Source organism: Mycobacterium scrofulaceum (genome assembly GCF_002086735.1).
Lineage (GTDB): Bacteria > Actinomycetota > Actinomycetes > Mycobacteriales > Mycobacteriaceae > Mycobacterium > Mycobacterium scrofulaceum.
Genome location: NZ_MVIJ01000029.1, coordinates 1 through 23,738, shown reverse-complemented (window position 1 = coordinate 23,738; position 23,738 = coordinate 1). Strand labels below are relative to the sequence as shown.

General features: G+C 70.1%; 22 protein-coding genes and 1 pseudogene. 14 read left to right on the top strand and 9 right to left on the bottom strand.

What is annotated here, in order from left to right; all coding sequences use genetic code 11:
* The first annotated feature begins 110 nt into the window (after positions 1-110).
* From lon to BST44_RS18295, 7 genes are all read left to right on the top strand, one after another.
* The gene (lon, locus tag BST44_RS18325) at positions 111-2,444 is read left to right on the top strand and encodes an endopeptidase La (protein ID WP_083178523.1); all 2,334 of its coding nucleotides are present in this window, start codon (positions 111-113) and stop codon (positions 2,442-2,444) included.
* 222 nt (positions 2,445-2,666) lie between these two features.
* Entirely contained in the window at positions 2,667-3,098 is a 432-nt protein-coding gene (locus BST44_RS30990) for a hypothetical protein (protein WP_244184860.1), read from the top strand.
* 83 nt (positions 3,099-3,181) lie between these two features.
* Entirely contained in the window at positions 3,182-3,568 is a 387-nt protein-coding gene (locus tag BST44_RS18315) for a nitroreductase family deazaflavin-dependent oxidoreductase (protein ID WP_142274560.1), read from the top strand.
* A gap of 5 nt (positions 3,569-3,573) precedes the next feature.
* Positions 3,574-3,906: a TfoX/Sxy family protein gene (locus BST44_RS18310; RefSeq protein ID WP_083178522.1), complete on the top strand. Its 333-nt coding sequence runs from the start codon at positions 3,574-3,576 to the stop codon at positions 3,904-3,906.
* A 42-nt stretch (positions 3,907-3,948) separates the two neighbouring features.
* Positions 3,949-4,584, top strand: coding sequence for an endonuclease (locus BST44_RS18305; protein WP_083178569.1), 636 nt, complete (start codon positions 3,949-3,951; stop codon positions 4,582-4,584).
* The gene (locus BST44_RS18300) at positions 4,581-5,306 is read left to right on the top strand and encodes a DUF72 domain-containing protein (RefSeq protein WP_083178521.1); all 726 of its coding nucleotides are present in this window, start codon (positions 4,581-4,583) and stop codon (positions 5,304-5,306) included. The genes BST44_RS18305 and BST44_RS18300 overlap by 4 nt, the downstream gene beginning before the upstream one ends.
* Before the next feature lie 49 nt (positions 5,307-5,355).
* Positions 5,356-6,588, top strand: coding sequence for an NAD(P)/FAD-dependent oxidoreductase (locus BST44_RS18295; RefSeq protein ID WP_083178568.1), 1,233 nt, complete (start codon positions 5,356-5,358; stop codon positions 6,586-6,588).
* Here BST44_RS18295 and BST44_RS18290 read toward each other — a convergent pair.
* The 3 genes from BST44_RS18290 to BST44_RS18280 form a co-directional block, all read right to left on the bottom strand.
* Positions 6,577-8,688, bottom strand: a complete 2,112-nt coding sequence (locus BST44_RS18290) for a Rossmann-fold NAD(P)-binding domain-containing protein (protein WP_083178520.1) — start codon at positions 8,686-8,688, stop codon at positions 6,577-6,579. The two genes, BST44_RS18295 and BST44_RS18290, sit on opposite strands and share 12 nt — an antisense overlap.
* Before the next feature lie 110 nt (positions 8,689-8,798).
* Positions 8,799-10,283, bottom strand: coding sequence for an acetyl-CoA acetyltransferase (locus BST44_RS18285; RefSeq protein ID WP_083178519.1), 1,485 nt, complete (start codon positions 10,281-10,283; stop codon positions 8,799-8,801).
* A gap of 59 nt (positions 10,284-10,342) precedes the next feature.
* A complete protein-coding gene (locus BST44_RS18280; protein ID WP_083178518.1) occupies positions 10,343-12,736 on the bottom strand; it encodes a CaiB/BaiF CoA transferase family protein in 2,394 nt (797 codons plus the stop codon).
* Between the two features lie 162 nt (positions 12,737-12,898).
* Here BST44_RS18280 and BST44_RS18275 point away from each other — a divergent pair, with 162 nt between their 5' ends.
* Positions 12,899-13,816, top strand: coding sequence for an undecaprenyl-diphosphate phosphatase (locus BST44_RS18275; RefSeq protein WP_083178567.1), 918 nt, complete (start codon positions 12,899-12,901; stop codon positions 13,814-13,816).
* Between the two features lie 11 nt (positions 13,817-13,827).
* Here the strand turns inward: BST44_RS18275 and BST44_RS30140 are convergent, their stop codons facing one another.
* On the bottom strand, positions 13,828-13,965 hold the full coding sequence (locus BST44_RS30140; RefSeq protein WP_158086662.1) for a hypothetical protein: 138 nt from the start codon (positions 13,963-13,965) through the stop codon (positions 13,828-13,830).
* A 36-nt stretch (positions 13,966-14,001) separates the two neighbouring features.
* Here BST44_RS30140 and BST44_RS18270 point away from each other — a divergent pair, with 36 nt between their 5' ends.
* Both BST44_RS18270 and BST44_RS18265 read left to right on the top strand, forming a co-directional pair.
* Positions 14,002-15,597 (top strand): alkaline phosphatase family protein, encoded by a 1,596-nt coding sequence (locus BST44_RS18270; RefSeq protein WP_244184859.1) that lies wholly within the window; start codon positions 14,002-14,004, stop codon positions 15,595-15,597.
* 15 nt (positions 15,598-15,612) lie between these two features.
* A complete protein-coding gene (locus BST44_RS18265) occupies positions 15,613-16,110 on the top strand; it encodes a DUF427 domain-containing protein (protein WP_083178516.1) in 498 nt (165 codons plus the stop codon).
* Positions 16,111-16,118: 8 nt separating this feature from the next.
* On the opposite strand, the gene BST44_RS18260 is transcribed toward BST44_RS18265, so the two are convergent.
* Positions 16,119-16,628: a GNAT family N-acetyltransferase gene (locus BST44_RS18260; RefSeq protein WP_083178515.1), complete on the bottom strand. Its 510-nt coding sequence runs from the start codon at positions 16,626-16,628 to the stop codon at positions 16,119-16,121.
* A 102-nt stretch (positions 16,629-16,730) separates the two neighbouring features.
* On the opposite strand from BST44_RS18260, the gene BST44_RS18255 reads away from it, so the two are divergent.
* Positions 16,731-17,579, top strand: coding sequence for an SDR family oxidoreductase (locus BST44_RS18255; protein ID WP_083178514.1), 849 nt, complete (start codon positions 16,731-16,733; stop codon positions 17,577-17,579).
* A 157-nt stretch (positions 17,580-17,736) separates the two neighbouring features.
* Positions 17,737-20,109: a phosphoketolase family protein gene (locus BST44_RS18250; RefSeq protein WP_083178513.1), complete on the top strand. Its 2,373-nt coding sequence runs from the start codon at positions 17,737-17,739 to the stop codon at positions 20,107-20,109.
* Here the strand turns inward: BST44_RS18250 and BST44_RS30470 are convergent.
* A complete protein-coding gene (locus tag BST44_RS30470; RefSeq protein ID WP_167380224.1) occupies positions 20,106-20,333 on the bottom strand; it encodes a hypothetical protein in 228 nt (75 codons plus the stop codon). The genes BST44_RS18250 and BST44_RS30470 overlap by 4 nt on opposite strands.
* Before the next feature lie 39 nt (positions 20,334-20,372).
* Here BST44_RS30470 and BST44_RS30465 point away from each other — a divergent pair, with 39 nt between their 5' ends.
* On the top strand, positions 20,373-20,867 hold the full coding sequence (locus tag BST44_RS30465; protein ID WP_167380223.1) for a hypothetical protein: 495 nt from the start codon (positions 20,373-20,375) through the stop codon (positions 20,865-20,867).
* Between the two features lie 308 nt (positions 20,868-21,175).
* On the opposite strand, the pseudogene BST44_RS31540 reads toward BST44_RS30465, so the two are convergent.
* Positions 21,176-21,562: pseudogene (locus BST44_RS31540) on the bottom strand (PPE family protein); the annotation flags it as partial.
* A 242-nt stretch (positions 21,563-21,804) separates the two neighbouring features.
* On the opposite strand from BST44_RS31540, the gene BST44_RS18240 reads away from it, so the two are divergent.
* Positions 21,805-22,569 carry a CPBP family intramembrane glutamic endopeptidase gene (locus tag BST44_RS18240; RefSeq protein WP_083178511.1) on the top strand — a complete coding sequence of 255 codons (765 nt, stop codon included), beginning with the start codon at positions 21,805-21,807 and terminating at the stop codon, positions 22,567-22,569.
* A gap of 6 nt (positions 22,570-22,575) precedes the next feature.
* On the opposite strand, the gene BST44_RS18235 is transcribed toward BST44_RS18240, so the two are convergent.
* Positions 22,576-23,604: a zinc-binding alcohol dehydrogenase family protein gene (locus tag BST44_RS18235; RefSeq protein WP_083178510.1), complete on the bottom strand. Its 1,029-nt coding sequence runs from the start codon at positions 23,602-23,604 to the stop codon at positions 22,576-22,578.
* 46 nt (positions 23,605-23,650) lie between these two features.
* Positions 23,651-23,738, bottom strand: an 88-nt coding sequence (locus BST44_RS18230) for a GlsB/YeaQ/YmgE family stress response membrane protein (protein WP_142274564.1), incomplete at its 5' end; no start/stop codon positions are given.

Here is a 23,738-nt window from a genome sequence, read left to right as displayed (position 1 = left end):
AGGCCGGCGGGTGTGAGGCTGACCGCACACCCGTGTGGGCCGGCCCTCCCCCGGGAACAAACCGGCGTCCGGCTGGGTTGAGCGCATCAGACTCAGTTTTTGGAGGATTGATGGCTGAAGCCAAATCGATGCCGGTGCTGTTCGTCACCGACACCATCGTGTTGCCCGGAATGGTCGTCCCGATCGCGCTGGACGAGGCCGCGCGGGCAGCGATCGACGCCGCCCAGGCGAGTGAATCGGGGCAGCTGCTGATCGCGCCGCGGCTGGACGACCGGTACCCGTCACACGGTGTGATCGCGAAGATTCTGCAGGTCGGGCGCATCGCCGGCGGCGGCACCGCGGCCGTCGTGCGCGGTGAGCGCAGGGCGCAGATCGGGACGGGAGCTGCCGGACCCGGGGCTGCGCTGTGGGTCGAGGTGACCGAGGTCCCCGAGGTCGAGACGACGGACGAGATCAAGGCGCTGACAGCGGAGTACAAGAAGCTGCTGCTGGCCATGCTGCAACGGCGCGAGGCCTGGGAGATCGTCGACTACGTCAACAGGTTGGCCGACCCGTCGGCGCTGGCCGACACCTCCGGGTACGCGTCCTACCTGTCCCGTGAGCAGAAGCGACAGCTGGTGGAGACTGTCGACGTCGCCGAGCGACTGCGCGTGCTGATCGACTGGACCAGCGCCCATCTCGCCGAGGTCGAGGTCAACGACAAGATCGCCGAGGACGTCCGCGAGGGCATGGAGAAGACGCAGAAGGAGTTCCTGCTGCGCCAGCAGCTGGCCGCGATCCGCAAGGAACTCGGTGAGGGCGAGCCGGACGGATCCGACGATTATCGGGCCCGCGTCGAGGCCGCCGATTTGCCCGAGAAGGTGCGCGAGGCCGCGCTGCGGGAGGTCGGCAAGCTGGAACGCTCCAGCGACCAGAGCCCGGAAAGCGGCTGGATCCGCACCTGGCTGGACACCGTGCTCGACCTGCCGTGGAACGTGCGCACCGAGGACTCGACCGACCTGAAGGCCGCGCGCGAGGTCCTCGACGCCGACCACCACGGACTCGACGACGTCAAGGACCGCATCGTCGAATACCTGGCCGTGCGGGCCCGCCGCGCCCAGCGCGGGCTGCAGGTCGTCGGCGGCCGCGGCTCCGGCGCGGTGATGGCGCTCGCCGGTCCCCCCGGCGTCGGCAAGACCTCGCTGGGCGAGAGCGTCGCCCGGGCGCTGGGCCGCAAGTTCGTGCGCGTCGCCCTGGGCGGTGTTCGCGACGAGGCCGAGATCCGCGGGCACCGGCGCACCTACGTCGGCGCGCTGCCGGGCCGCATCGTGCGGGCGATCGGCGAGGCGGGGACGATGAATCCCGTTGTGCTGCTGGACGAGATCGACAAGGTGGGCTCCGACTACCGGGGCGACCCGTCGGCCGCGCTGCTGGAGGTGCTCGACCCGGCGCAGAACCACACGTTCCGCGACCACTACCTGGATCTGGACCTGGACCTGTCCGACGTGGTGTTCCTGGCCACCGCCAACGTGATCGAGAACATCCCGTCGGCCCTGCTGGACCGCATGGAGTTGGTGCAGATCGACGGCTACACCGAGGACGACAAGGTCGCCATCGCGCGGGACTACCTGCTGCCCCGGCAGCGGGACCGGGCGGCGCTGACCGAGGACGAGGTCACGCTGACCGACGCCGCGCTGCGCAAGATCGCAGCCGACTACACCCGGGAGCCCGGGATGCGGCAGTTCGAGCGGCTGCTAGCCAAGGCGCTGCGCAAGGTGACCACCAAGCTGGCGGAGAACCCGGAGCCGATCACCATCGACGAGCCGGATCTGGTCGGCTACCTGGGGCGCCCGCGGTTCACGCCGGAATCGGCCGAACGCACGGCGGTGCCCGGTGTGGCCACCGGCCTGGCCGTCACCGGCCTGGGCGGCGACGTCCTCTACATCGAGGCCGGCGCCACCGACGGCGAGCCGGGCTTGCAGCTGACGGGGCAGTTGGGCGACGTCATGAAGGAGTCGGCGCAGATCGCGCTGTCCTACGTGCGCTCGCACGCCGCCGAGCTGGGGGTCGACCCCAAGGCGCTCGACCGGCGCATCCACGTGCACGTGCCCGCCGGCGCGGTGCCCAAGGACGGCCCGTCGGCCGGCGTCACCATGGTGACCGCCCTGGTGTCGATGGCCACCGGGCGCCGGGTGCGCTCGGATGTCGGCATGACCGGCGAGGTCACGCTCAACGGGCGGGTGCTGCCGATCGGCGGTGTGAAGCAGAAGCTGCTGGCGGCCCAACGTGCAGGGCTGGCAACCGTTTTCATTCCGGCGCGCAACGAGCCCGATCTGGACCCCGATCATGGAGGAGTGCCCGCCGAGGTGCTGGACGCGCTGACGGTCAAACCCATGACCGACGTCGCCGACATCGTGACGGAGGCGCTCGAACCGGTGGCACCGGCCGCGACGGTCGCTGCCTGATCTCAGCGGGGCCGGGATGCGCAGCGAACTCGCTGGCATCCCGGCCTTCGCCGCGCGCGCGACCTGCGAGAAGAGGCGCAGAGGTTTTCGGCGTGCTGCACTCGGGTACCTGGGTGGTTGGAGGTTCGACTGCCCGGGAGGGCGGTGGGGTGAGCGAATCACCAAGTCAACGGGGTGGAGCCGCCACGCAGGCGGCCAAGCTACTCGACAAGGGGGTTCACTATGAAGTTCAACAAGATCGCAGCCGGCGCGCTCATGGCCGGAACCATCACGTCCGCGGCGTTCGGCATCGGCGCCGGCATCGCGCAAGCCGACCCGAACGGCCCGAACATTCCCGGGCCGAACGTGCCGGGCCCGAGTGTGCCCGGACCCAACGGGCCCGATATGCGGGGGCCGGGTCATGTGCCGCCACCTGGGGTGCCCGTCTGCAACGGCGGCCCGGGCGCCAACTGCAACGGGCCGGGCACGCCGCTGCCGCCGGGGCAGCACGGATTCCCGCCGCCGGGGCACTACAACGACCCCGGGTACGCGGGGCTGCCGGCGCGCTGGACGCCGCCTGGCCAGCCCGGGAACTACCCGGTGGTCTTCAATGCATCGGTCAACCAGTGGGGCGTCTTCCTGCCCAACGGCCAGTTCGTCGCATACGTGGCCTAACGACCACAGCGAGACAGCCGCCCTCCAACCGGGGGCGGCTGTTTGCATTCGCACCGTGACACCGGCGGCGGGCCCGGCGTTGAATGGACGCCGTGAGTCTCAAGCGCCAAGTGGTTCATCGTGTGCAACGGCTGCTCGTCAATCCGGTGGGCCGGCAAATGCCGGGAATCATCCTGGAAACCACTGGCCGCAAGAGCGGCAAGCCGCGGCGCACCGCCGTCGGCGGGCGCGTGGTCGGCAACCACTTCTGGATGGTCTCCGAACACGGTGAACACTCCGACTATGTCCGCAACATCAAGGCCAATCCCGCCGTCCGGCTGCGTATCGGCGGGCGATGGCGCGCGGGTACCGCGCATCTGCTGCCCGACGACGATCCGCTGCGCCGGCTGGGCGGCCTGCCGCGACTCAACAGCGCCGTGGTGCGCCTGATGGGGAGCGACCTGCTGACCATTCGCGTGGACCTGGACTGACGCGCATGGCCTACGACGAAAAGCTGGCCGACGAGATCCGCGAACTCGTCGCCGCCGAGCGCGGCGTCGAAGAGAAGCGCATGTTCGGCGGCCTGGCTTTCCTGGTCAACGGCAACATGTCGGTCGCCGTCAGCGGCCGGGGCGGCCTGCTGGTCCGCGTGTCCGCCGATGACCTCGACAACGTGCTGCAGCGCGCCCACGTCAGCCCGATGGTGATGGCCGGCCGCGACGTGCGCGGTTGGGTGCGGGTGGACGTGGCCGGGATCCGGACCAAACGCCAGCTTCAGGGCTGGGTCACCCGCGGCGTCGGTTACGCCCGCAGCCTGCCGGCCAAGTGATCGCCGCGGTTTGCTGAGACCCGGCACGGGTACGTGTTCGACATGGCCAACCGCGAGCGACTGGTGCAGCGGCTGCTCGACGTTGCCGGGACCACCTATGCCGCCGAGGCGCGGATCAGGCTCGGTGACAAGCCGATGCCATTGTTTCAGCTGCTGATCGTCTGCATGTTGGCCAGCAAGCCGATCGATGCGGCCATCGCGATGGCCGCCGGGCGCGAACTGTTCGGGGCGGGCCTGCGCACGCCGAAGGCGGTGCTGGCCGCCGACCGGCAGGCCATGATCGACGCCTTCGGCCGCGCCCACTACGTGCGTTACGACGAAAGCTCGGCCACCCGGCTCACCGACATGGCCGAACGCGTGCGCGACGAGTACTCCGGCGATCTGCGCGAACTCGCGAAGCGCAGTCGCCACGACGTCGCCGCGGCGAAACGTCTGCTCAAGCAGTTCAAGGGAATCGGGGACACCGGCGCCGACATCTACCTGCGCGAGGTGCAGGACGTGTGGACCTGGGTGCGGCCCTATTTCGACGACCGTGCCATCGCCGCGGCCAGGCAACTAGGGTTGCCCGCACAGCCGGAAAAGCTGGGAGCGCTTGCGCCACAGGGCAATGCGCGGCTGGCCGCCGCGCTCATCCGGACTTTCCTGGACGACGACGTGCGCCGGCAGGTGAGCGGTTGACCGTCCGGATCGGCACGTCGGGGTGGTCCTACAACCACTGGGTGGGCGTGCTCTACCCGCCGGGCCTGCCCGCAGCGCGGCGACTGGCCCGTTACGTCGAGGTGTTCGACACGGTCGAGTTGAACGCGAGTTTCTACCGCTGGCCGAAGGATTCGACCTTCGCGGGATGGCGCGACCAGCTGCCGGACGGCTTCAGGATGTCGGTCAAGGCGCATCGCGGACTGACCCACTACCGGCGCCTGGCGTCCTCGGGGCCGTGGATCGAGCGATTCGAGCGCTGTTGGGAGCTGCTCGGCGATCGCCGGGGGGTGCTGTTGTTCCAGCTGCACCCGGACCAACAGCGCGACGACGCGCGCCTGGACGCCTTCCTGGGCAGCGTGCCGGAGTCGATCCGGGTGGCCGTCGAGCTGCGCCATCCGTCCTGGAACGACCCGGGCGTCTACGACCTGCTGGAACGCCGGCGCGCCGCCTACGTGGTGATGAGCGGCGCCGGGCTGGCGTGCGTGCCGCGCGCCACCACCGACCTGGTGTACGTCCGCATGCACGGTCCCGACCAGGACGCGATCTACGCCGGTTGCTACTCGCAGGACGAGCTGCGGCGGTGGGCCGACCGGATCGTCGGATGGCAGGGCGAAGGCAGGGACGTGTGGGTGTACTTCAACAACGATCTGGGCGGCCACGCGGTGCGTAACGCGCTGACGCTGCAAGAGCTTTTGCGGTGAGCCGGCCCGAGTAGGCTCGAAATGTCGACGGCAGAACGGAGTGACGATCATGGCCAGCTCAATCACATTCGTCATCATCGGTGGCGGCCTTGCCGGAGCGAAAGCGGTAGAAGCGTTGCGCGACAGCGACTTTGACGGGGCCATTACCTTGTTCGCCGAAGAGGAACGGCTGCCCTACGAGCGGCCCCCGCTTTCCAAGGAGTATCTGGCCGGAAAGAAGTCGCTGACCGATTTCACGGTGCACGACTCCGACTGGTATGACGACCACAATGTCGACCTGAGACTCGGATCTCGGGTGTCGGCCGTAGACGCGGGCGCACACACCGTCGCGCTCCCCGACGGAATCACGGTTCGGTATGACAAGCTGCTGCTGGCCACGGGGTCGTCGTCGCGCCGCCCGCCGATACCCGGGTCCGACGCCGACGCGGTCCACTATCTGCGTACCTACGAGGACGCCGTGGCCCTGAGCTCCGTTCTCACCGAAGGGTCCTCGCTGGCGGTGGTGGGCGCCGGGTGGATCGGGCTGGAGGTCGCCGCCGCCGCCCGCCAGCGCGATGTCGGCGTGACCGTCGTCGAGTCCGCCAAGCAACCGCTGGTGGCCGCGCTCGGCGAAACGGTGGGCGAAGTGTTCGCCGGGCTGCATCGCGACCACGGGGTGGACTTGCGGCTCGAGGCGCAGGTGGAGGCGATCACGACCACCGGCGGCAAGGCGACCGGACTGAGGATGCGTGACGGGTCGGCGGTGGCCGCCGACGCCGTCCTGGTCGCGGTCGGCGCCAAGCCGAACGTGGAACTCGCCGAACAAGCCGGGCTCGCGATGGGCTCGGGCGGTGTGCTGGTCGATGCGTCACTGCGCACCAGCGATCCCGACATCTACGCGGTCGGCGACATCGCCGCCGCCGAGCACCCGCTGTTCGGCGGCCGGATCCGCACCGAGCACTGGGCCAACGCGCTCAAGCAGCCCGCGGTCGCGGCCGCCGGAATGCTCGGCAGCCCGGGCGAATACGCTGAACTCCCGTATTTCTTCACCGATCAATACGACCTCGGGATGGAGTATGTCGGGCACGCGTCGGGCTCCGAGCGCCTGGTGTTCCGGGGCGACGTCGCCGAACGCGAATTCGTCGCGTTCTGGCTCGACGCCGAAAACCGTGTCCTGGCCGGGATGAACGTCAACATCTGGGACGTGCTCGACGACGTCAAAGCGCTGATCAGGTCCAGGACTTCCGTCGACCCCGATCGGCTGGCCGATCCCGAGACTCCGCTGGCCGAGCTAGTCGGCTGAGGCTTCGACGGGAGTCCACGTCCCGTCGATGACGTCGGGCGGGCGCTGCGCCTGCAACCGATCCCGTTCGGCGCGGCGGCGTTTGATCCGCAGCCGGGCGTCGCCCGGCATGGTGACCAGCTCATCGCACGTCAGGTAGAACACGTCGTCGGCGGCGTCGATCGCGTCCGCCGCGACTCGACGGGACCCTAGCTCCCGCAACGTCATCCGCAGCTGATGGGTGAACCGCAGAGTCACGTCGTGGGCGAGTTCGCGCGAGTCCCGAGCGTTGGTGGCCAGCCGCCGGGCCAGCGTCGAGGGCGGCGGCTCGGCGGGCGCGCCGTCGGCGACGGCGAGTTCTCCCGCCGCGGTGAGCAGCATCGCCGGGTCGTCGGCGTACGTGCGGCTGGCCAGCTCGGCCTCCCCCGGCCCGCGGTGCCCGACGCGTGCGACGGCGTCGTCGACGGCGGCGGCGGTGGTGGGAGACAACGCGCGAATGCTGGCGAGGTTGCCGTCGGTGGCCAGCGCACACAGCGGGGTGTCGGCCCGCAGCACCGCGGCCAGCCGGGCGGTCTCGGCCGCCACCAGGGTGCTGTCCATGATCATGTCCACACCGGGCACGCCGCGTGCCGCCTTGCCGCGTTCGAGTGCCGCCGCGGTGACCCCGGCGTCGATCAGCCACAGCGCGGTGAGAATCCAGCCTTGGTGAATGCGGTCCCGCAGCAAGAGAACCCGGGCGCCGAGGCCGGCGTCGGGCAGCGCGGCCAGCTGCGCGGTGTCGAGCTGTTCCGTTTCGGCGGCCACGCGGTAATCCCGGGTGTCCGACTTCAGATGGCGCAGCACGGCCAGTGACCGCCCCGCCACCAGGGCTTTGGCGATGGAGCCAAGGGCGCCGCCCGCCAGCGCGGGCTCGCCGAACGGGAGGGGGTCTCCGATGTGCGGCCGGCCTGCCAGGGCGTTGCGGGCGACGGCGTCCTGATCCCAGCCGGGCAGCTGCGCGGCGGCGACCATGTTGACCGACACCCCGACGTAGGGCCGATGGCCGAACACCGCGATGGCCCTGCTTCCCCATTCGTCACCCACCGGGCCCCCGAGCGCCAGCACGTGGCCGAGCACCCGATTCGCGGTTCGCAACCCGCTCAGTTGAACGTCCAGGGTGATCGGGGTGAGCGGGCCGGGCAGCGCCCCGGAAAGATTCCCCGCACTGAAAATCGGGAAGCGCGGGTCGATCCGGTCGTCGAACTCGCCCTCCACGCCCTCGGGCGCCGCGCTGTGTTCCTCCCCGGACGGCCGCGGGCGGGGCATGACCTCGACCGGCAGCGCCAGTTGGCGCCCGTGGCCGACGGCGCCCGCGGCGGCGATCCGGCGGCCGACGAGGCCGCGGGCGGTGTCGGCGACGGCCTCGAGCGCCTGCCAGCCGAACGCGAACGACCAATCCTCCTGCACCGCGGCAATATCCATGTCCGGGATGAGCCGCGGCCAGCTCCGCACCCCGTTCAGCCGGGTCCGCGGGTCGGCGGCTCGCAGCATCCGCCAGGCGGTGACCACGTTGACCGTGTCCGGGGAGGCGAGGTCGACCACGCCGGTGCGGTCGACGTTCAGCGACGAAACCAGGAAGCGCACCAGATCTTCGACGTGCAGCACCCGCATCGGCTCCGCCGAAACCTTGGTGCGCAGCAGCGTGGCCACCGTGCGGCACACCATCCAGTCGAGCTGGCGGCCCACGGGCGGGGCGGTGCGCACGACCAGGCTGGGGCCCCAACTGGTCGCCACCAGATCCTCGGCCGGGCGATACAGCTCCGGCGGCCCCGCCGCCTGGGACACGAACAGCAGCCGCGCGCCGGCGCGGGCGGCGACGTCGGTCACGTGCGCCAGGCCGTCGATATCGGCGCTGCCCGGGGCGGAGGTGTCGATCGGCGCCAGGTGGATCACCGCGTCGGCTTCGCCGGCGAGCTCCCGCAGGATGGGGTTGCGCAGGGACGCGCAAACAAAGTCGACGTTGCGGTCGAGGCACGGGTGCCGGGTCTCAGCAATGCCACTGACCGTGTGCCCGGCAGCGACCAACTGCCGTGCGACCAGCCGCCCGAGTGCGCCGGTGGCGTCGGTAACCAGGATCTGCACCTGGGGCTCACCTCCCCCGACCTCAAACTAGACAATAGGCAAGACGGCACGACCTACGCGACCGTTACGGGCCAACCGACACCGTGAGCTGGCGGGATGGCGCCGGGGGGTTATTGCAGCGCGGCGCTGCCGTCGGCGGCGACGGCAACCTTGGCGCCGCCGATGTCTTCGCTCACCGTCGCCTGAGCCGCCGCGCCGTCGGTGATCAGCGCGAGGGTGCGGGACCCGTCGGGCGTGCGCACCGCCAGGAAGGCCTTTTCCGGGCGGCCCTCGCGGTCGAACGGCGTCGTCCACGCCTCCACCGTGCCGACGCCTTCCCATTCCACCAGGCCCTCGCGGGTCGGCTCGCGGTCGACGGCCGGTTGCACGTCCTCCCAACGGAACTCGGCGGGCGGCTCGGTGCCGTAGACCCCGAAGCTGTGCTTGGTCAGGAAGCCACCGTTGGCGGTGATCAGACCGCGGCGCCCGGGGTTCGCCGTCAGCAACTCGGCCATGGTCGCGATGGAGTGCATCACATAGTTGCTCCACGGACCGCCCGCGAACGTCAGCCCCCCGGTCACGGTGAGCGGGCGGGCGGCATCGTCGACCGCGAGGCCCAGTTCGGCCGCCGCCACCTGTACGGCCGAGGGGAAGCAGGAATACAGGTCGACGTAGTCCAGCTCGTCGACGCCCAGTCCGGCCAGCTCGAGCGCCCGGCCGCCCCCGATCCGGATGGCCGGAGAGCGGTGCAGTTCGTCGCGCTCGGCGATTGCCGAGGTGTCGTGCGCGTCGGTGCCGGCATGCGGGTAGATCCATCGGTCATCGGGGACCTGCAGCCGCCTGGCCTGTTCCACCGAGGTCAAGACGAGCGCGGCGCCCTGGTCGACCATGTTGTTGGAGTTCATCAGCTTGGTATACGGCCAGCTGATCATCCGGTTCTGCGGGCCGGGCCGCCAGATCTCCTCGGCGGTCACGGGTTTGCGGATCCAGGCGTGTGGATTGCCGACCGCGACGGCGTTGAAGCGCGCCCACAACTCGCCGATGCGCTTGCGGTGGTCCTCGACCGACTCGCCGTTGGCGATCCGCAGCGCCTGCTCGAACAGCGGGTAGACGTAGGCCGGGCGGTCCAGCCGGATCCTGATCTCGGCGTCGCCGGCCATCGGGACGTCGTCGCCGCTGACCTCGGCCATCGGGACGGAGGCGTCCTCGACGGTCCACTCGAGCTTGCCGCCCACGGCCCGTAGTCCGCGGCGGGTGCGCCACGTCTCGGCGCCGGCCAGGAGCACCACCTGGGCCCGGCCCCGCTGGATGTCCAGGCACGCCTGGTTGACCAGCGATTGCGGCACGTTGCCGCCGACGGGGCTGTACAGCGTGGTGAAGTCGGCGGCGCCGATCCGCTGGCCGAGCAGCAGCCCCGGGTCCCGGTAGTGCGCCGACAGGATGTTCACCACCCGGATCGAATCCACGGCCGCGATCACCCGCGCGTCGGCGGCCTGCCGGGCCGCGGCCGCCATAAGGTCCACCGGTTCGACGGAACGCTTGTCCGGGTCGATCTCGTCGCGATGGTTGACCTGGCCGTAGCCGATCAGCACGGGCGTCCTGGGGTCCACGGTCATACGACGAATTTAGCGTGGCTATCGATCCGTCTGGTTGCGCGGGCCGGGTTCCGCGCGCGTTATGGGGGACCGAACAGCACGCCGTCGCTGATGAGGCGATCGATCTCCTGTGGGCCGATCCCGAGCAACCTGCGGCAGATGTCGACGGTGTCCTGGCCGGGTAGCGGCGCCGGCCGCTGGGGCGCCCGCGGGATGTGCTGAAACGGTGCCGGGGCCGTCTCGGCCGGCAGCGGGCGTTCGACGAGGGGGTGCCGCATCTCGGCATACAGTTTCCGCTCGAGCAGCTGCGGATCCTCCAGAATGTCCGGCGGCCGGTTCATCGGGCCGGCCGCGACACCGGAGGACTGCAGCAGCTGGGCGGCCCGCACCGGGGTGCGTGTCCGGGTCCAGGCTGTCACCAATTCCACCAACTCCCGGCGGTTCGCCAGGCGTGCCTCGCCGGTGGCGAACCGCGGGTCGTCGGCCCATTCGGGGTGATGGAAAACCCCGGCGGCGCAACGCCATTCCTCGTCCGAGTCGATCGAGATGACGCACCATTCGTCGTCACCGGCGCATGGGTAGACGGCGTGCAGGCTGGTGTCGTCGGCGATCCTGGGCACGCCGGCGGCCGCCGCGGCCTGGGTGACGTACAACGTGTCGAGCTGGTTGATCACGGCCTCAGCCTGTGAAATGTGCACGTGCGACCCGCCGCCCTTGCGGTGCCGGTGGATCAGCGCGGCCAGCGCCGCGATCGCGGTGACCCGCCCGACCACGTGATCGGGAAAGATCGTGGTCGCGTCGTAAAAGGCGTGCCGCGCAGCGCCATCGCGGCTTTCGGGGTCGTCGGCCGTCCACAGCCGGGTGACACCGGTCGCGGCGCGTACCAGCGGACCGTAGCCCAAGCGGGTGCTCCACGGGCCCTGGTCGCCGTAGGCGCTGCTCTCCGCGAGGACTATCCGCGGGTTGGCGGCCCGCAAGTTGTCATACGAGAACCCAAGCGCGGTCAGCGTTCCCGGCTTGAAGTTGGCGAAGACGGCATCGGACTCCGCGACCAGCCGGGTGAAGATCTTCTTTCCGGCGGCGCTGCGCAGGTCCAGGCCCATGCCCAGGTTGTTGCGGTGCGTCCAGGCGAACGACTCGCTCATCGCCTCGCCGACGCGGGCCTGTCGCAGCCCGTCGGGGTAGTCGGCGCTTTCGATCTTGATCACCTCGGCGCCCAGGTCGCCGAACAGCCGGCTCAGCTCGCCGCCGGCGACGATGATGCCCAGATCCAGGATGCGCAGTCCCGCGAACGGGTATTCGCCGACGCGGCCGGAGGGCGAGGACACTACCGCCGGGTTTGCGCGCCAGCCCGGCCCGTCCTGCCCCGCGGCAGGGGCGGGAGTGCGGAAGCCCGCGTGCCGCCCGTCGACGACGAAATAGCCGGTCGGCACGCGGGTGCGCACGCCCGGGACGAGCTCGGCCTCGGTGATCGCGCCCACCGCCTGGAAATGCTCCGAAGTCATCGCCCACGACGGCGTCAGCACGGCGGCTATCGGCACCCCGTGGGCCTGGCCCGCGGCCACCAGATCCTTAATGGTCTGGCCGGCGAACAGCGCTTGAATCAGCTCGCTGATCTGCGGCCATGCCGCGAAGCGCGCGCCGATCACGTCGTACTTGGGGTCTTGGAAATCGTCCGGTTCGCCGAGCCAGCGCCGCAGGCCCCGCCACTGCCGCGGTGCCATCACGCAGAGCCGGACGTAGCCGTCCTTGCATTCATAGATCGGGTAAGCGTCCTGGTTCTTCGGTCGGCCCCGCCACTGCCCGGTGCGCCGGATTCCCGCGGCGACCTGTCCGTGCGCACCGAACGCCGGGTCGAGCGACATGACCACCGCGTCGAATCGCGAGAAGTCGATGTATTCGCCTGTACCGCAACGCAACCGGTTGTAGTACGCGACGAGGGTGACCCAGGCCGCCTGGACGGCGGCGGTGGCCGACGCGATCCCGTCGGGCGGCAGCACCGGGGTGCCGGTGGTGGGACCGGATCGCGACAGCGAGCCGCACATCGCGTACAACACCGGATCGGTGGCCCGCCACAAGGACCGCGGACCCGTCGCGCCGAAGTCGGTGATCGACAGCACCACCAGGTGCGGATGCTGGGCAGCCAGTTCCTCGACCGACGTCCCGAAGGTGGGGGCCTCCCCGTAGAAACCGTCGTCGACGACGATGTCGGCCTGTCCGGCCAGGTCGAGGAACACCTCGCAGTCGTCCTCGTCGAACGGGTCCAGCACCACGCTGCGTTTGTTCGCGTTGTGCACGGCAAACGGGATGCTCGCGCCGGCCAGCGTCGGCGGCTCGCCGCGCGCCGGGCTTCCGCTCGGGGGTTCGACCTTGAGGACGTCGGCGCCCAGGTCGGCGAACAGGCGCGTCACCGCGTCACCGTTTCCGCTCGACAAGTCGAGGACGCGCACGGCGTCGAGCAACCCGTCGGCCATCAGAACACGGTACCCGCAGGTGCCGGGTCCGGCCGGGCGGACGGCGACCCCACCAAATAGCTAACTGGGCAAGCTGATTGGGTGGGCCGACTCGCGGTCGGCTATCGTCACAGGCCGATCGGCGAGGCCATGGGAGAAAACGATCCGACGGAGGCACCCGAGATGAGCGCGCACTTGACCTACATCGAGGCCGTGGTGGTCGGCGCGTTCCAGGGCGTCACCGAGTTGTTCCCCGTCTCCAGCCTCGGGCACGCGGTCTTGGTCCCCGCGGTGGTCGGCGGCCGGTGGGCCCGAGACCTGAGCGTCTCCGCGCCCGAATCGCCCTACCTGGCGTTCATCGTCGGCCTGCACGTTGCCACCGCGGCGGCCCTGCTGGTCTTCTTCTGGCGGGACTGGCTGCGCATCGTGGCCGGGTTCGTGTCGTCGTTGCGGCATCGCCGCATCGAGACCGCCGGCGAGCGGCTGGCGTGGCTGATCGTGGGGGCCACCATCCCGGTGGGGCTGGCCGGGCTGGCGCTGGAACGGACGTTCCGCACCACACTCGGCAAGCCCATCCCCGCGGCAATCTTCCTGCTGCTCAACGGCATCGCTCTCTACGCGGGCGAGGTACTCCGGCGGCGCGTCGCGCCCGCGCCCGATCCGGAGCTGCCCGCCGGGGAGCAGCCCGGACATTCCGGCGAGGCCGTCGACAATCGCCTGGCCCAACTCCCCCTGCGCCGCGGCATCCTGATCGGCGCCGCGCAGATCCTGGCCCTGCTGCCCGGCATCAGTCGCTCGGGCATCACCATGGTGGCCGGCCTGTGGCGCGGCCTGTCCCACGAGGACGCCGCCCGGTTCTCCTTCTTGCTTGCCACTCCCATCATCCTGGCCGCCGGCGTCTACAAGATCCCCGAACTGTTCGGGCCCAGGGCGACCGGTATCCACGGCCAGGTGCTGGCCGGCAGCGTCGCATCCTTCATCTGCGCCTACCTCGCCGTGCGGTTCCTCACGCAGTACTTCCAGACCCGCACCCTCACACCGTTCGCCGTCTACTGCGCCCTGGCCGGCGGCGCCAGCCTGGTGTGGCTCGCCGCCAGCTGACCGGCGGCCGCCTACACGAATTCTCCTGACATCGCCTCAGCGACTCGGTCACCAAAGGGCAACCGCTGGATAACGGTTCGCGCAGAAGCGTAGGCCAGCAGCGTGACGTAGCTCACCATCGACGGAGCAATGCGCAGCGTGTTGACCACCGAGGGGATGGCTGAATGTTCTGTCGCCTTTGTCGGGTGGCCGGCGCCGCGGTCGGGGCTGCGCTGCTGGTGCTCGCGACGTGCACCGCGCCCAGGGCGGCCGCCGCCGCCACGATGAGCCCCAATCTGCTGGTCAACCCGGGCGCCGAGGTGGGCGACCCGTCGTTGTCGGGCTACAGCGGGGTGACGATACCGGGCTGGACCGTGACCGGAACGCCGACGGTGATCAAATACAACACTTTGGTACGGCTCCCCTCGCCGCTCGGATCCCCGGGCCCGACCATGCCGAAGTTCCTGGCCTTCCCGTCCGCCCAGCACGGCCCGCCCAATGGCGGCGCGCAATACTTCGGCGGGGGCAATGTGGCAACGTCCACCATCACCCAGCTCGTCGACCTCAACGGCGCGGCGGGGGCCATCGACGGCGGCGCCGTGCCGTACACGCTGAGCGGCTGGCTGGGCGGCAACAGGCTGGAACTGTCCGAGGCGTCCGCGACCGTGGAGTTCCTGGCCGCCAGCCAACTGCCTTTGGGCACAGGGAAAATCGGACCGGTCTCCATTCTCCAGCGCGGGTTTCAGACCGAGCTGTTCCCACGCGAGACCACGGGGACGATCCCGGCGGGCACCCGCAGCGCGCGCGTCACCGTGACCTTCAAGGACACCCACTGGGCGGGCGGGGCCTACAACCACTCGTACGCCGACAACCTCTCGTTCACGATCGGCGCGCCGTTGCCCGCCCCGCCGCTACCCACGCCGCCCAACTCGACCGTCGCGCCGCTTGACCACGTGTTCCTGGTCTACATGGAAAACCATGGCGTGAAAGACGTTGTGGGCAGCCCCAATGCCCCCTACATCAACAGCCTGATCAGTTCGTACGGGTACGGGTCGAACTACTTCGCCCTGACCCACCCGAGCCTGCCCAACTACTACCCGATTCTCGGCGGGTCGGACTTCGGCGCCAACTACAACTGCGAAATGAACTGTTTCGACGCGCCGAACCTGGCCGACTCCGTCGAAGCGGCGGGCAAGAGCTGGGCCAGTTACGAGCAGAGCATGCCCACCCCGTGCGCCACCGCGTCGAGCGGTCCCTACACCCCCGGAGAGCTACCCTTCCTCGCCTTCCACGACATCGTCTCCAACGCCGCCCGCTGCCAAGCGCACGTGCTGCCGCTGACACGGATGGCCACGGACCTCGCCAACGCCAATACCACCCCGAACTTCGTGTGGTTCGCCGCGGACGAGGACCACAACATGGAAGGCCCGGTCAACTTGCGCTTCGTCGGCAGCGAACTCACGACCCATCAATACAACATCAAGGCGGGCGACCAGTTCCTGCAGCAGGTGCTGCCGACGATCGTGAATTCGCCCGCGTTCCAGACGCAACGCAGCGCCATCTTCATCACCTGGGACGAGGATTTCAACAACCTCTCGCTGACCATCGGCAACGAGGGCAACCACATTCCGATGATCGTCATCCCGTCACCGAATTCCGGGATGCGCCAGGGCCATCTGGTGGCCGCCGCCCACAACAACCACTACAGCCTGCTGCGCACCATCGAGGACTCGCTTCAGCTTCCCCGCCTGACCAACAACGACAAGTACGCTCAACCGATGAACGAATATTGGACGCCATAGCCTGATGCGACGCCCATGAGCCGATCCGGGTCGGGAGGCGCCGGACCCCGGCGGGAGTCGGTGTGGGATTACCCCCGGCCGCCCCGCGTCGAGCCGTTCGCCGGTGAAATCACCGTCGAGTTGGGTGGCGAAGTCGTCGCATCCACCGACCGGTCCTGGCGGGTGCTCGAGACCAGCCACCCGCCGGCCTATTACCTCCCGCGCGAGGCATTCGCCGAAGGGTCCCTGCGCGAGGCGCCCGGGAGCTCTTGGTGTGAATGGAAAGGGCGGGCAACGTATTACGACCTGCTCGGCGGTGGCGTCGTGGCCCGGAAATCCGCTTGGAGCTATCTGCACCCGACTCCCGGTTTCGAATCCATCGCCGGGGCGGTCGCGGTCATGGCCGCCAACGTCGACCGCTGCACTGTCGACGGAGAGGTCGTGGTGTCCCAATCCGGCGGCTTCTACGGCGGCTGGATCACCAGCTGGGTGACCGGCCCGTTCAAAGGCGGTCCCGGTTCGACCGGTTGGTGATCGTGCGGCTACACCGGGGCTATTCGATAACGCACCAAGCGCCGCCTGTCAGCCCCGAAAGCGCCTGTGCGGCAAGCCCCGTCGGGCCGCCAGCCCGAGCGCTCGTAGAAGCGCCGGGCGCCGACGTTCCCGTCGAGCACCCACAGCACGGCTTGCGCCACACCGAGCGCCCGCAGCCGCTCGCGAACGGTGGTCATGAGCAGGGTCCCCACGCCGGCGCCCACGCACGCCGGGTCGACGTAAAGCGCCATGAGCTCACCGCAGTTCGGTGAGTCAGCCTCGCGACACAGGCCCGTGGTGGCGAAGCCACGAATCCCCGACCCGTCGACCGCGACCACCGTGGACGGGATCCGCAACCCCATCCGCCCGAAGGTGTAGCGGTGCACCAGCCCCTCGGGGGTCAGACTGTCCAGGTAGTCCCCGGCGATGAGCCCCCGATACGCCGACCGCCAGGCCCGCGCGTGCAGGCAGGCCACTTGGTAGGCGTCCGCCGGGACCGCCGCCCGCACCTCGGTCACCGTTGCAGTATCTCCGGCCCGGCTGTTGCGCGCCCTCACGCCGAGTGCTGTGCTTACCAGATCGCCTTGATTTGACGCCCGTCAAGAATTCGGAGGGACGAGATGGCAGACACCGCATCGGTCGGGCTGAAGGTCCGCGGCAAGGTCATCGTGATCACCGGCGGCGCTCGCGGAATCGGGCTGGCCACGGCGACCGCGTTGCATAATCTGGGCGCCAAGGTGGCGATCGGTGACGTCGACGAGGTGCGGGTGAAGGAATCCGGTGCCGCGCTCGGCCTGGACGTGTACGGCAAGCTAGACGTCACCGACCCGCATTCGTTCTCCGACTTCCTGGACGAGGTCGAGCGCCAGCTCGGCCCGATCGACGTGCTGGTCAACAACGCCGGCATCATGCCGCTCGGCCGCATCGTCGACGAGCCCGACGCCGTCACCCGGCGCGTCCTCGACATCAACGTCTACGGCGTGATCCTCGGCAGCAAGCTCGCGGCCCAGCGCATGGTCCCGCGGGGGCGCGGACACGTCATCAATGTCGCCTCGCTCGCCGGCGAGACGTACATCCCCGGGGCGGCGACCTACTGCGCCAGCAAGCACGCGGTGATCGGATTCACCGACACCGCCAGGATCGAATACCGCCGCGCGGGCGTGAAATTCTCGGTCGTCATGCCGACATTCGTGAACACCGAACTGACCGCCGGCACCTCCGGGGCCAAGGGCATCAAAAACGCCGAACCCGGCGACATCGCCGAGGCGATCGTCAAACTGGTGGCCCACCCCCGGCCGCGGGTGCGGGTCACGAAGACAGCCGGCGCGATCATCGCGTCGCAGAAGTTCATGCCGCGCGCGCTGTCCGAAGGGCTGAACCGCGCGCTGGGCGGCGAGCACGTCTTCACCGACGACGTCGATGCCGAGAAACGCAGGGCCTACGAGGCGCGCGCCCGCGGCGAGGAGTAGTCGGGGATCGCGAGGGCGGCGGAGCCGGGCGAAGCGGGTCGCCGCCATCAGGAGTGTGGCGATCGCGAGGGCGGCGGAGCCGGGCGAAGCGGGTCGCCGCCATCAGGAGTAGCACCGCGTCGGGCGCCGTTTACCGCGGGCGCGGACAATCGTTCGGGTGAGCTCACAAACTCAGCCAACCGCTCCCCTCGCCGACCACGAACTCGACCTGATCAACGCATACTGGCGCGCCGCCAACTACCTGTCCGTCGGGCAGATCTACCTGCTGGACAACCCGCTGCTGGCCGAACCGCTGGCGCCCGAGCACGTCAAGCCGCGGCTGCTGGGTCACTGGGGCACCACCCCGGCGCTCAACCTCATCTATGTCCACCTGAACCGGATCATCCGCGAACGCGACGCCAGCCTCATCTACGTCACCGGCCCCGGCCACGGCGGCCCGGCCCTGGTCGCCAACGCCTACCTCGAGGGCACCTACAGCGAGGTGTACACCGGCATCGAAGAGGACGCCGAAGGGCTGCGAAAGTTGTTCCGCCAGTTCTCTTTTCCCGGCGGCATCCCCAGCCATGTCGCCGCCCAGACGCCGGGCTCGATCCACGAGGGCGGGGAGCTCGGCTACGCGCTGGTACACGCCTACGGTGCGGCCTTCGACAACCCCCACCTGGTGGTGGCCTGCGTGATCGGCGACGGCGAGGCCGAGACCGGGCCGCTGGCGGCCAGCTGGCACTCCAACAAGTTCCTCAACCCCGTCACCGACGGCGCGGTGCTGCCCATCCTGCAGCTCAACGGCTACAAGATCGCCAACCCCACAGTGCTGGCGCGCATCCCGCACTCCGAGCTCGAGGCGCTGCTGCGCGGCTACGGCTACCGGCCCATCACGGTCGCCGGGGACGACCCGGCCGACGTGCACCGGCAGCTGGCGGCCGCGCTCGACGACGCCTTCGACGACATCGCGGCCATCCAGAGCGCCGCGCGTGGCGGCAACCAGACCGAGCGGCCCGTCTGGCCGATGATCGTGCTGCGCACGCCCAAGGGCTGGACCGGCCCCAAGGTGGTGGACGGCAAGAAGGTCGAGGGCACCTGGCGCGCGCATCAGGTGCCGCTCGCCGAGACGCACGACAATCCCCAACACCGGGCGCAGCTCGAGGAGTGGTTGCGCAGCTACCGGCCCGAGGAGCTCTTCGACGCCGACGGGAGGCTGCGCGCCGAGCTGCGGGCGCTGGCCCCCACCGGTGACCGCCGGATGAGCGCCAATCCGCACGCCAACGGCGGACTGCTGCTGCACGACCTCGACCTGCCTGACTTCCGCGACTACGCCGTCACGGTGGAGCGACCCGCCACCGCTACGCACGAGGCGACGCGCGTGCTGGGCACCTTCCTGCGGGACGTGATCGCCCGGAACTCCGACCGGTTCCGGCTGATGGGCCCCGACGAGACCGCCTCCAACCGGTTGGACGCCGTCTACGGGTCGACGGCCAAGGTCTGGCTCTCCGAGCGCGGGCCCGACGATGAGAACCTGGCCCCCGACGGCCGGGTGATGGAGGTGCTCTCCGAGCACCTGTGCCAGGGCTGGCTGGAGGGCTACCTGCTGACCGGCCGGCACGGCCTGTTCAACTGCTACGAGGCGTTCGTGCACATCGTCGATTCGATGCTCAACCAGCACGCCAAATGGCTGGCCACCAGCCTGGAGCTGCCGTGGCGGCGGCCCATCGCGTCGCTGAACTACCTGCTGTCCTCGCATGTGTGGCGCCAGGACCACAACGGCGCGTCGCACCAGGACCCCGGCTTCATCGACCTGGTCGCCAACAAGCGGGCCGAACTGACCCGGGTGTACCTGCCGCCGGACGGCAACACGCTGCTGTCGGTGGCCGACCATTGCCTGCGCAGCCGCGACTACATCAACGTGATCGTCGCCGGCAAGCAGCCGGCGCTGGCCTACCTGGACATGGACCAGGCCATCGCGCACTGCGCGCGCGGCGTGGGCATCTGGCCCTGGGCGAGCACGGCCACCGGCGAACCGGACGTGGTGCTGGCCTGCGCCGGCGACATCCCGACGCTGGAAACCCTGGCCGCGGCCGACATCCTGCGTCGCGAACTGCCCGAGCTGGCGGTCCGGGTGGTCAACGTCGTCGACCTGATGCGCCTGCAGCCGGATTCGGAGCACCCGCACGGCCTGCCGGACAAGGAGTTCGACGCGCTGTTCACCCGCGACAGGCCGGTCATCTTCGCCTACCACGGCTACCCGTGGCTGATCCACCGGCTCACCTACCGCCGCACCAACCACGATCAGATCCATGTGCGCGGGTTCAAGGAGCGCGGCACCACCACGACGCCGTTCGACATGGTGATGCTGAACGATCTCGACCGCTTCCACCTGGTGATCGACGTGATCGACCGAGTCGACGGGCTGGCCAGCCGAGCCGCGGAGTTGCGCCAGCGCATGGTCGACGCCCGGCTCGCCGCCCGCGTCTACACCCGCGAGCACGGCGAGGACGACCCGCGGATCGCGAACTGGACCTGGGAGTCCGCCTAGCTCTCGGGACGCTCCATCGCCTGTTGGGCCCACATTGCCGCCGAGCGCATGAGCACGTCGCGTTCCATCGCCATGTCGGCGATCTGCTTGCGCAAGGAGTCGAGCTCTTCGCGCAGATTCGCGGTCGGCGGGACGGGACCGCCCGCCGCGGCCTGGGCAGATGGCGTGGCGCGCCCGTAGGTGCCGTCATTCGTGCTTGCCGCGGTCGCCGCCGGCGGTAGCACCGTCGGACGGTTGCCGTATCGGGCCACGGCCGCCGCCGGTTGCTGAGGGGGCTTGCCGTCGCGCTGTGCGGCGCCCGCTCGCTGGGAGGCCCACCCGCTGCCGGCCGCGCCGCCACCGCCCGCCGCCGCGGCCGTGAGACCGGCCGGCCCGACGACGCCGGGTCCCATTCCGAGGCCCGGTTCACCGGCGTCCGGGAAGCCAATGGGCGCAACGTCGCGCATCGCTCCGTCAACCTCGCCTCGCGCGCCGCCGCCGCCCAGGTCGGGGGCGTCGACAATCGGCCGATCGGCGTCGCGCGGCCGATGCTCGCCGCAACCGGTGCGCCCCCTCCGGAGGGAGCGCTCACCATCGTCGGCCCCGGCGACGCGGCGGATGTCGATGATCCCCCGCCGCTGCCGCCGCCCCCACTGCCGCTGCCGGACCCGCCTCCGCTCCCAGACGGCTTCGCCTCCGCAGCGATCTGGATGACCGGGCCGATGATGAACAGGACCCCGCTGATGATGAACGTCACGCCGCTCAGGAAGGTCAGGTAGTCCCCAACGCTTGATGCGACGCTGCCGATCGACGAGCCGGAGCTGCCCCCACCGGACGCCGCCGCCGTGACCAACCCGGACGGGCCTCCCGACGCAAGGCTCTGCAGCGTGCGGGGCAACGAGGAGGTCAGTTGAGACAGTTCCTGTACCGAGGTGCCGGCCGGTGTGCGGGCCGCCTGGGCGACCGCGGCCGCCTGACCGGCCTGCCCACCGGGGTTGGTGTCCTGCGTCGGTGCGGTGACGGGCTTCAGCGTGGCCGCGGTCGCCGAGTTGGCCGCGTACGCGTACATGGTGGCGGCGTCCTGGGCCCACATCTCGGCGTAGCGGGCCTGGTTGGCCATGATGGCCGGGGTGTTCTGCCCCAGCAGGTTGCTCGCGACCAGCGCCGCCAGCTGTGCGCGGTTGGCCGCGATCACCGGCGGTGGCACCGTCGCCGCAAACGCGGCATCGTAGGCCGCCACCGCGGCGGCCGCCTGGGCGGCCGTCTGGTGTGCCTGCGCGGCGACGGCGTGCAGCCAGGCCGCGTAGGGGGCGGCGGCCGCGACCATCGTGGCCGACGAGGGGCCCTGCCACGCGCCCGACAGCTCGGCGATCACCGATTGGAAGGAGTGCGCGGCGGCGTACAGTTCGGCGGACAGAGCGTTCCAGCCTTGCGCGGCCGACAGCAGCGAGGCCGGCCCCGGGCCGGCGTACATCCGGCCCGAGTTGATCTCAGGCGGCAGCGCAGCAAAATCCAATTCCTCAGTTCCCCCAGTTGCTCGGCCGGCAGCGGCTTGCGCGACAGCGGGCAAGCCAGTCGGCGGGGGAGGTCCCCGCATTTGGCGGCTCTAAACGACCTAGCTGCACATTCCGTTGGCCGCCGCGGGCGCCCGCGACGATATGAGGGCGGCCCCGCCGAGGGACGGAGTGTGCCGCCGGTCGCGGGTAAACTGGTCGGATGCCTGACGCCGCCGGGACAGCCGACATTCACCATCCGGTGATCTCCCAGCTCTCGGCGCTGCACCGGGTCCGGATTCATCTCGACATCGCCGTCGTGGTGGCGGTGCTGGTGACGACCAACTTGATCGCGCACTTCACCACACCGTGGGCCAGCATCGGTGTCGTCCCCGCCGCCGCGGTCGGCCTGGTGTTCCTGATGCGAGCCAATGGCTTGGACTGGGCCGACTTGGGTCTGGGACGCGAACACTGGAAGTCGGGGCTGGGCTATGCGTTGGCCGCGGTGCTGCTGGTGGCGTCGGTGATCGCCGTCGGGGTGCTGCTGCCGACGACCCGGCCGATGTTCCTGAACCACCGCTACGCCACCGTCTCGGGCGCGCTGATCGCCTCGATGGTCATCATCCCGCTGCAGACCGTGATCCCGGAGGAGCTGGCGTTTCGGGGCGTCCTGCACGGTGCACTGCATCGGGCGTGGGGCTTTCGGGGGGTGGCGCTGGCGGGATCGCTGCTGTTCGGCCTCTGGCACGTCGCGACTTCGCTCGGGCTCACCAGCGGCAACGTCGGCTTGACCCGGATCTTCGGCGGCGGCGTTATCGGGATGCTGGCGGGCGTGACGGCAGCGGTGCTGGCCACCGGCGCCGCCGGCTTCGTCTTCAGTTGGCTGCGCCGGCGCAGCGGCAGCCTGATCGCGCCGATCGCACTGCACTGGTCGTTGAACGGGCTCGGCGCGCTGGCCGCCGCGCTGGTCTGGCACCTGACGGCCTGAGGCCGGTCACACCAGCAGTACCGCCGCCCCGGCAATGCGGCCGGCGCTGAGATCGGACAGCGCGCGATCCGCTTGGCCCAGCGGATATTCCGGCGTGGTCACCTCGATGTGGTGTTGGCCGGCGAAGTCGAGGAACGCGCGCGCGTCGGCCCGGGTGTTGGACGTGACCGACCGGAGCTGGCGCTCCTGGAACAGGTGACGCTGGTAGTTCAGCGGCGGGACATCGGACAGGTGGATGCCGGCGATCGCCAGTGTGCCGCCGCGATCCAACGCTTCGAGCGCGGGCAGCACCAGGTCACCGACCGGCGCGAAGAGGATCGCCGCATCAAGTGGTACCGGTGGCGGATCGGCGGCGCCCTGCGCCGACGCCGCACCGAGCTGCATGGCCAGCTCGCGGGCCTCGGCTCCCCGGGTCATTACGTGCACCTCGGCGCCTTGCGCCAGCGCGACCTGCGCGGTGATGTGGGCGCTGCCCCCGAAACCGTACAGCCCGAGCCGGCCGCCGGGCGGCAGGTCGGCGCGTAGCAGGGAGCGATAGCCGATGATGCCGGCGCACAGCAACGGCGCCAGCTCGCTATCGCTGTAACCCGCGGGGAGGGGATGCGCGAAAGCGGCCGGAACGGTGGCGAATTCGGCGTAACCCCCGTCGGCGTCCCAACCGGTGTAGCGGGACTGCGGGCACAGGTTCTCGTCGCCGCGGCGACAGTATTTGCACACGCCGCACGTGTGACGCAGCCAGGCGATCCCGACCCGATCCCCGACGCGGAAGCCGTCCCCCGCCTCGGAGCCGACCTCGACCACCTCGCCCACCACCTCGTGGCCGGGCGTCACGTGGTCGCGGTGCACGGGCAGGTCGCCCTCGGTGACGTGCAGGTCGGTGCGGCACACCCCGCAGGCCCGCACGGCGACCAGCAACTCCGCCGGCCCCGGGCGCGGCACTTCCGTGGTGACTTGCTCGAGCGGATCGGTGTCCATCGGGCCGGGCCGACGTACCCGCCATGCCCTCATGGTCGTGGTGGTCAGCGGTGGAACCATCTGTCCATCATGCCGCCAACCACCACGGCCGCAACGTGTTAAACCGTCAGGTGCGACGCACCATGCCGACGATCCAGAGCAGGATCAGCGACCCGAGCAGCGCGGTGAAGAACGTGAAGATGAGGCCGCCGCCC

Coding starts and splice junctions, on each gene's coding strand:
- lon (WP_083178523.1), top strand. CDS start 111: ATGGCTGAAGCCAAATCGATGCCGGTGCTGTTCGTCACCGACACCATC.
- BST44_RS30990 (WP_244184860.1), top strand. CDS start 2,667: ATGAAGTTCAACAAGATCGCAGCCGGCGCGCTCATGGCCGGAACCATC.
- BST44_RS18315 (WP_142274560.1), top strand. CDS start 3,182: ATGGACGCCGTGAGTCTCAAGCGCCAAGTGGTTCATCGTGTGCAACGG.
- BST44_RS18310 (WP_083178522.1), top strand. CDS start 3,574: ATGGCCTACGACGAAAAGCTGGCCGACGAGATCCGCGAACTCGTCGCC.
- BST44_RS18305 (WP_083178569.1), top strand. CDS start 3,949: ATGGCCAACCGCGAGCGACTGGTGCAGCGGCTGCTCGACGTTGCCGGG.
- BST44_RS18295 (WP_083178568.1), top strand. CDS start 5,356: ATGGCCAGCTCAATCACATTCGTCATCATCGGTGGCGGCCTTGCCGGA.
- BST44_RS18285 (WP_083178519.1), bottom strand. CDS start 10,283: ATGACCGTGGACCCCAGGACGCCCGTGCTGATCGGCTACGGCCAGGTC.
- BST44_RS18280 (WP_083178518.1), bottom strand. CDS start 12,736: ATGGCCGACGGGTTGCTCGACGCCGTGCGCGTCCTCGACTTGTCGAGC.
- BST44_RS18275 (WP_083178567.1), top strand. CDS start 12,899: ATGAGCGCGCACTTGACCTACATCGAGGCCGTGGTGGTCGGCGCGTTC.
- BST44_RS18265 (WP_083178516.1), top strand. CDS start 15,613: ATGAGCCGATCCGGGTCGGGAGGCGCCGGACCCCGGCGGGAGTCGGTG.
- BST44_RS18255 (WP_083178514.1), top strand. CDS start 16,731: ATGGCAGACACCGCATCGGTCGGGCTGAAGGTCCGCGGCAAGGTCATC.
- BST44_RS18240 (WP_083178511.1), top strand. CDS start 21,805: ATGCCTGACGCCGCCGGGACAGCCGACATTCACCATCCGGTGATCTCC.
- BST44_RS18235 (WP_083178510.1), bottom strand. CDS start 23,604: ATGGTTCCACCGCTGACCACCACGACCATGAGGGCATGGCGGGTACGT.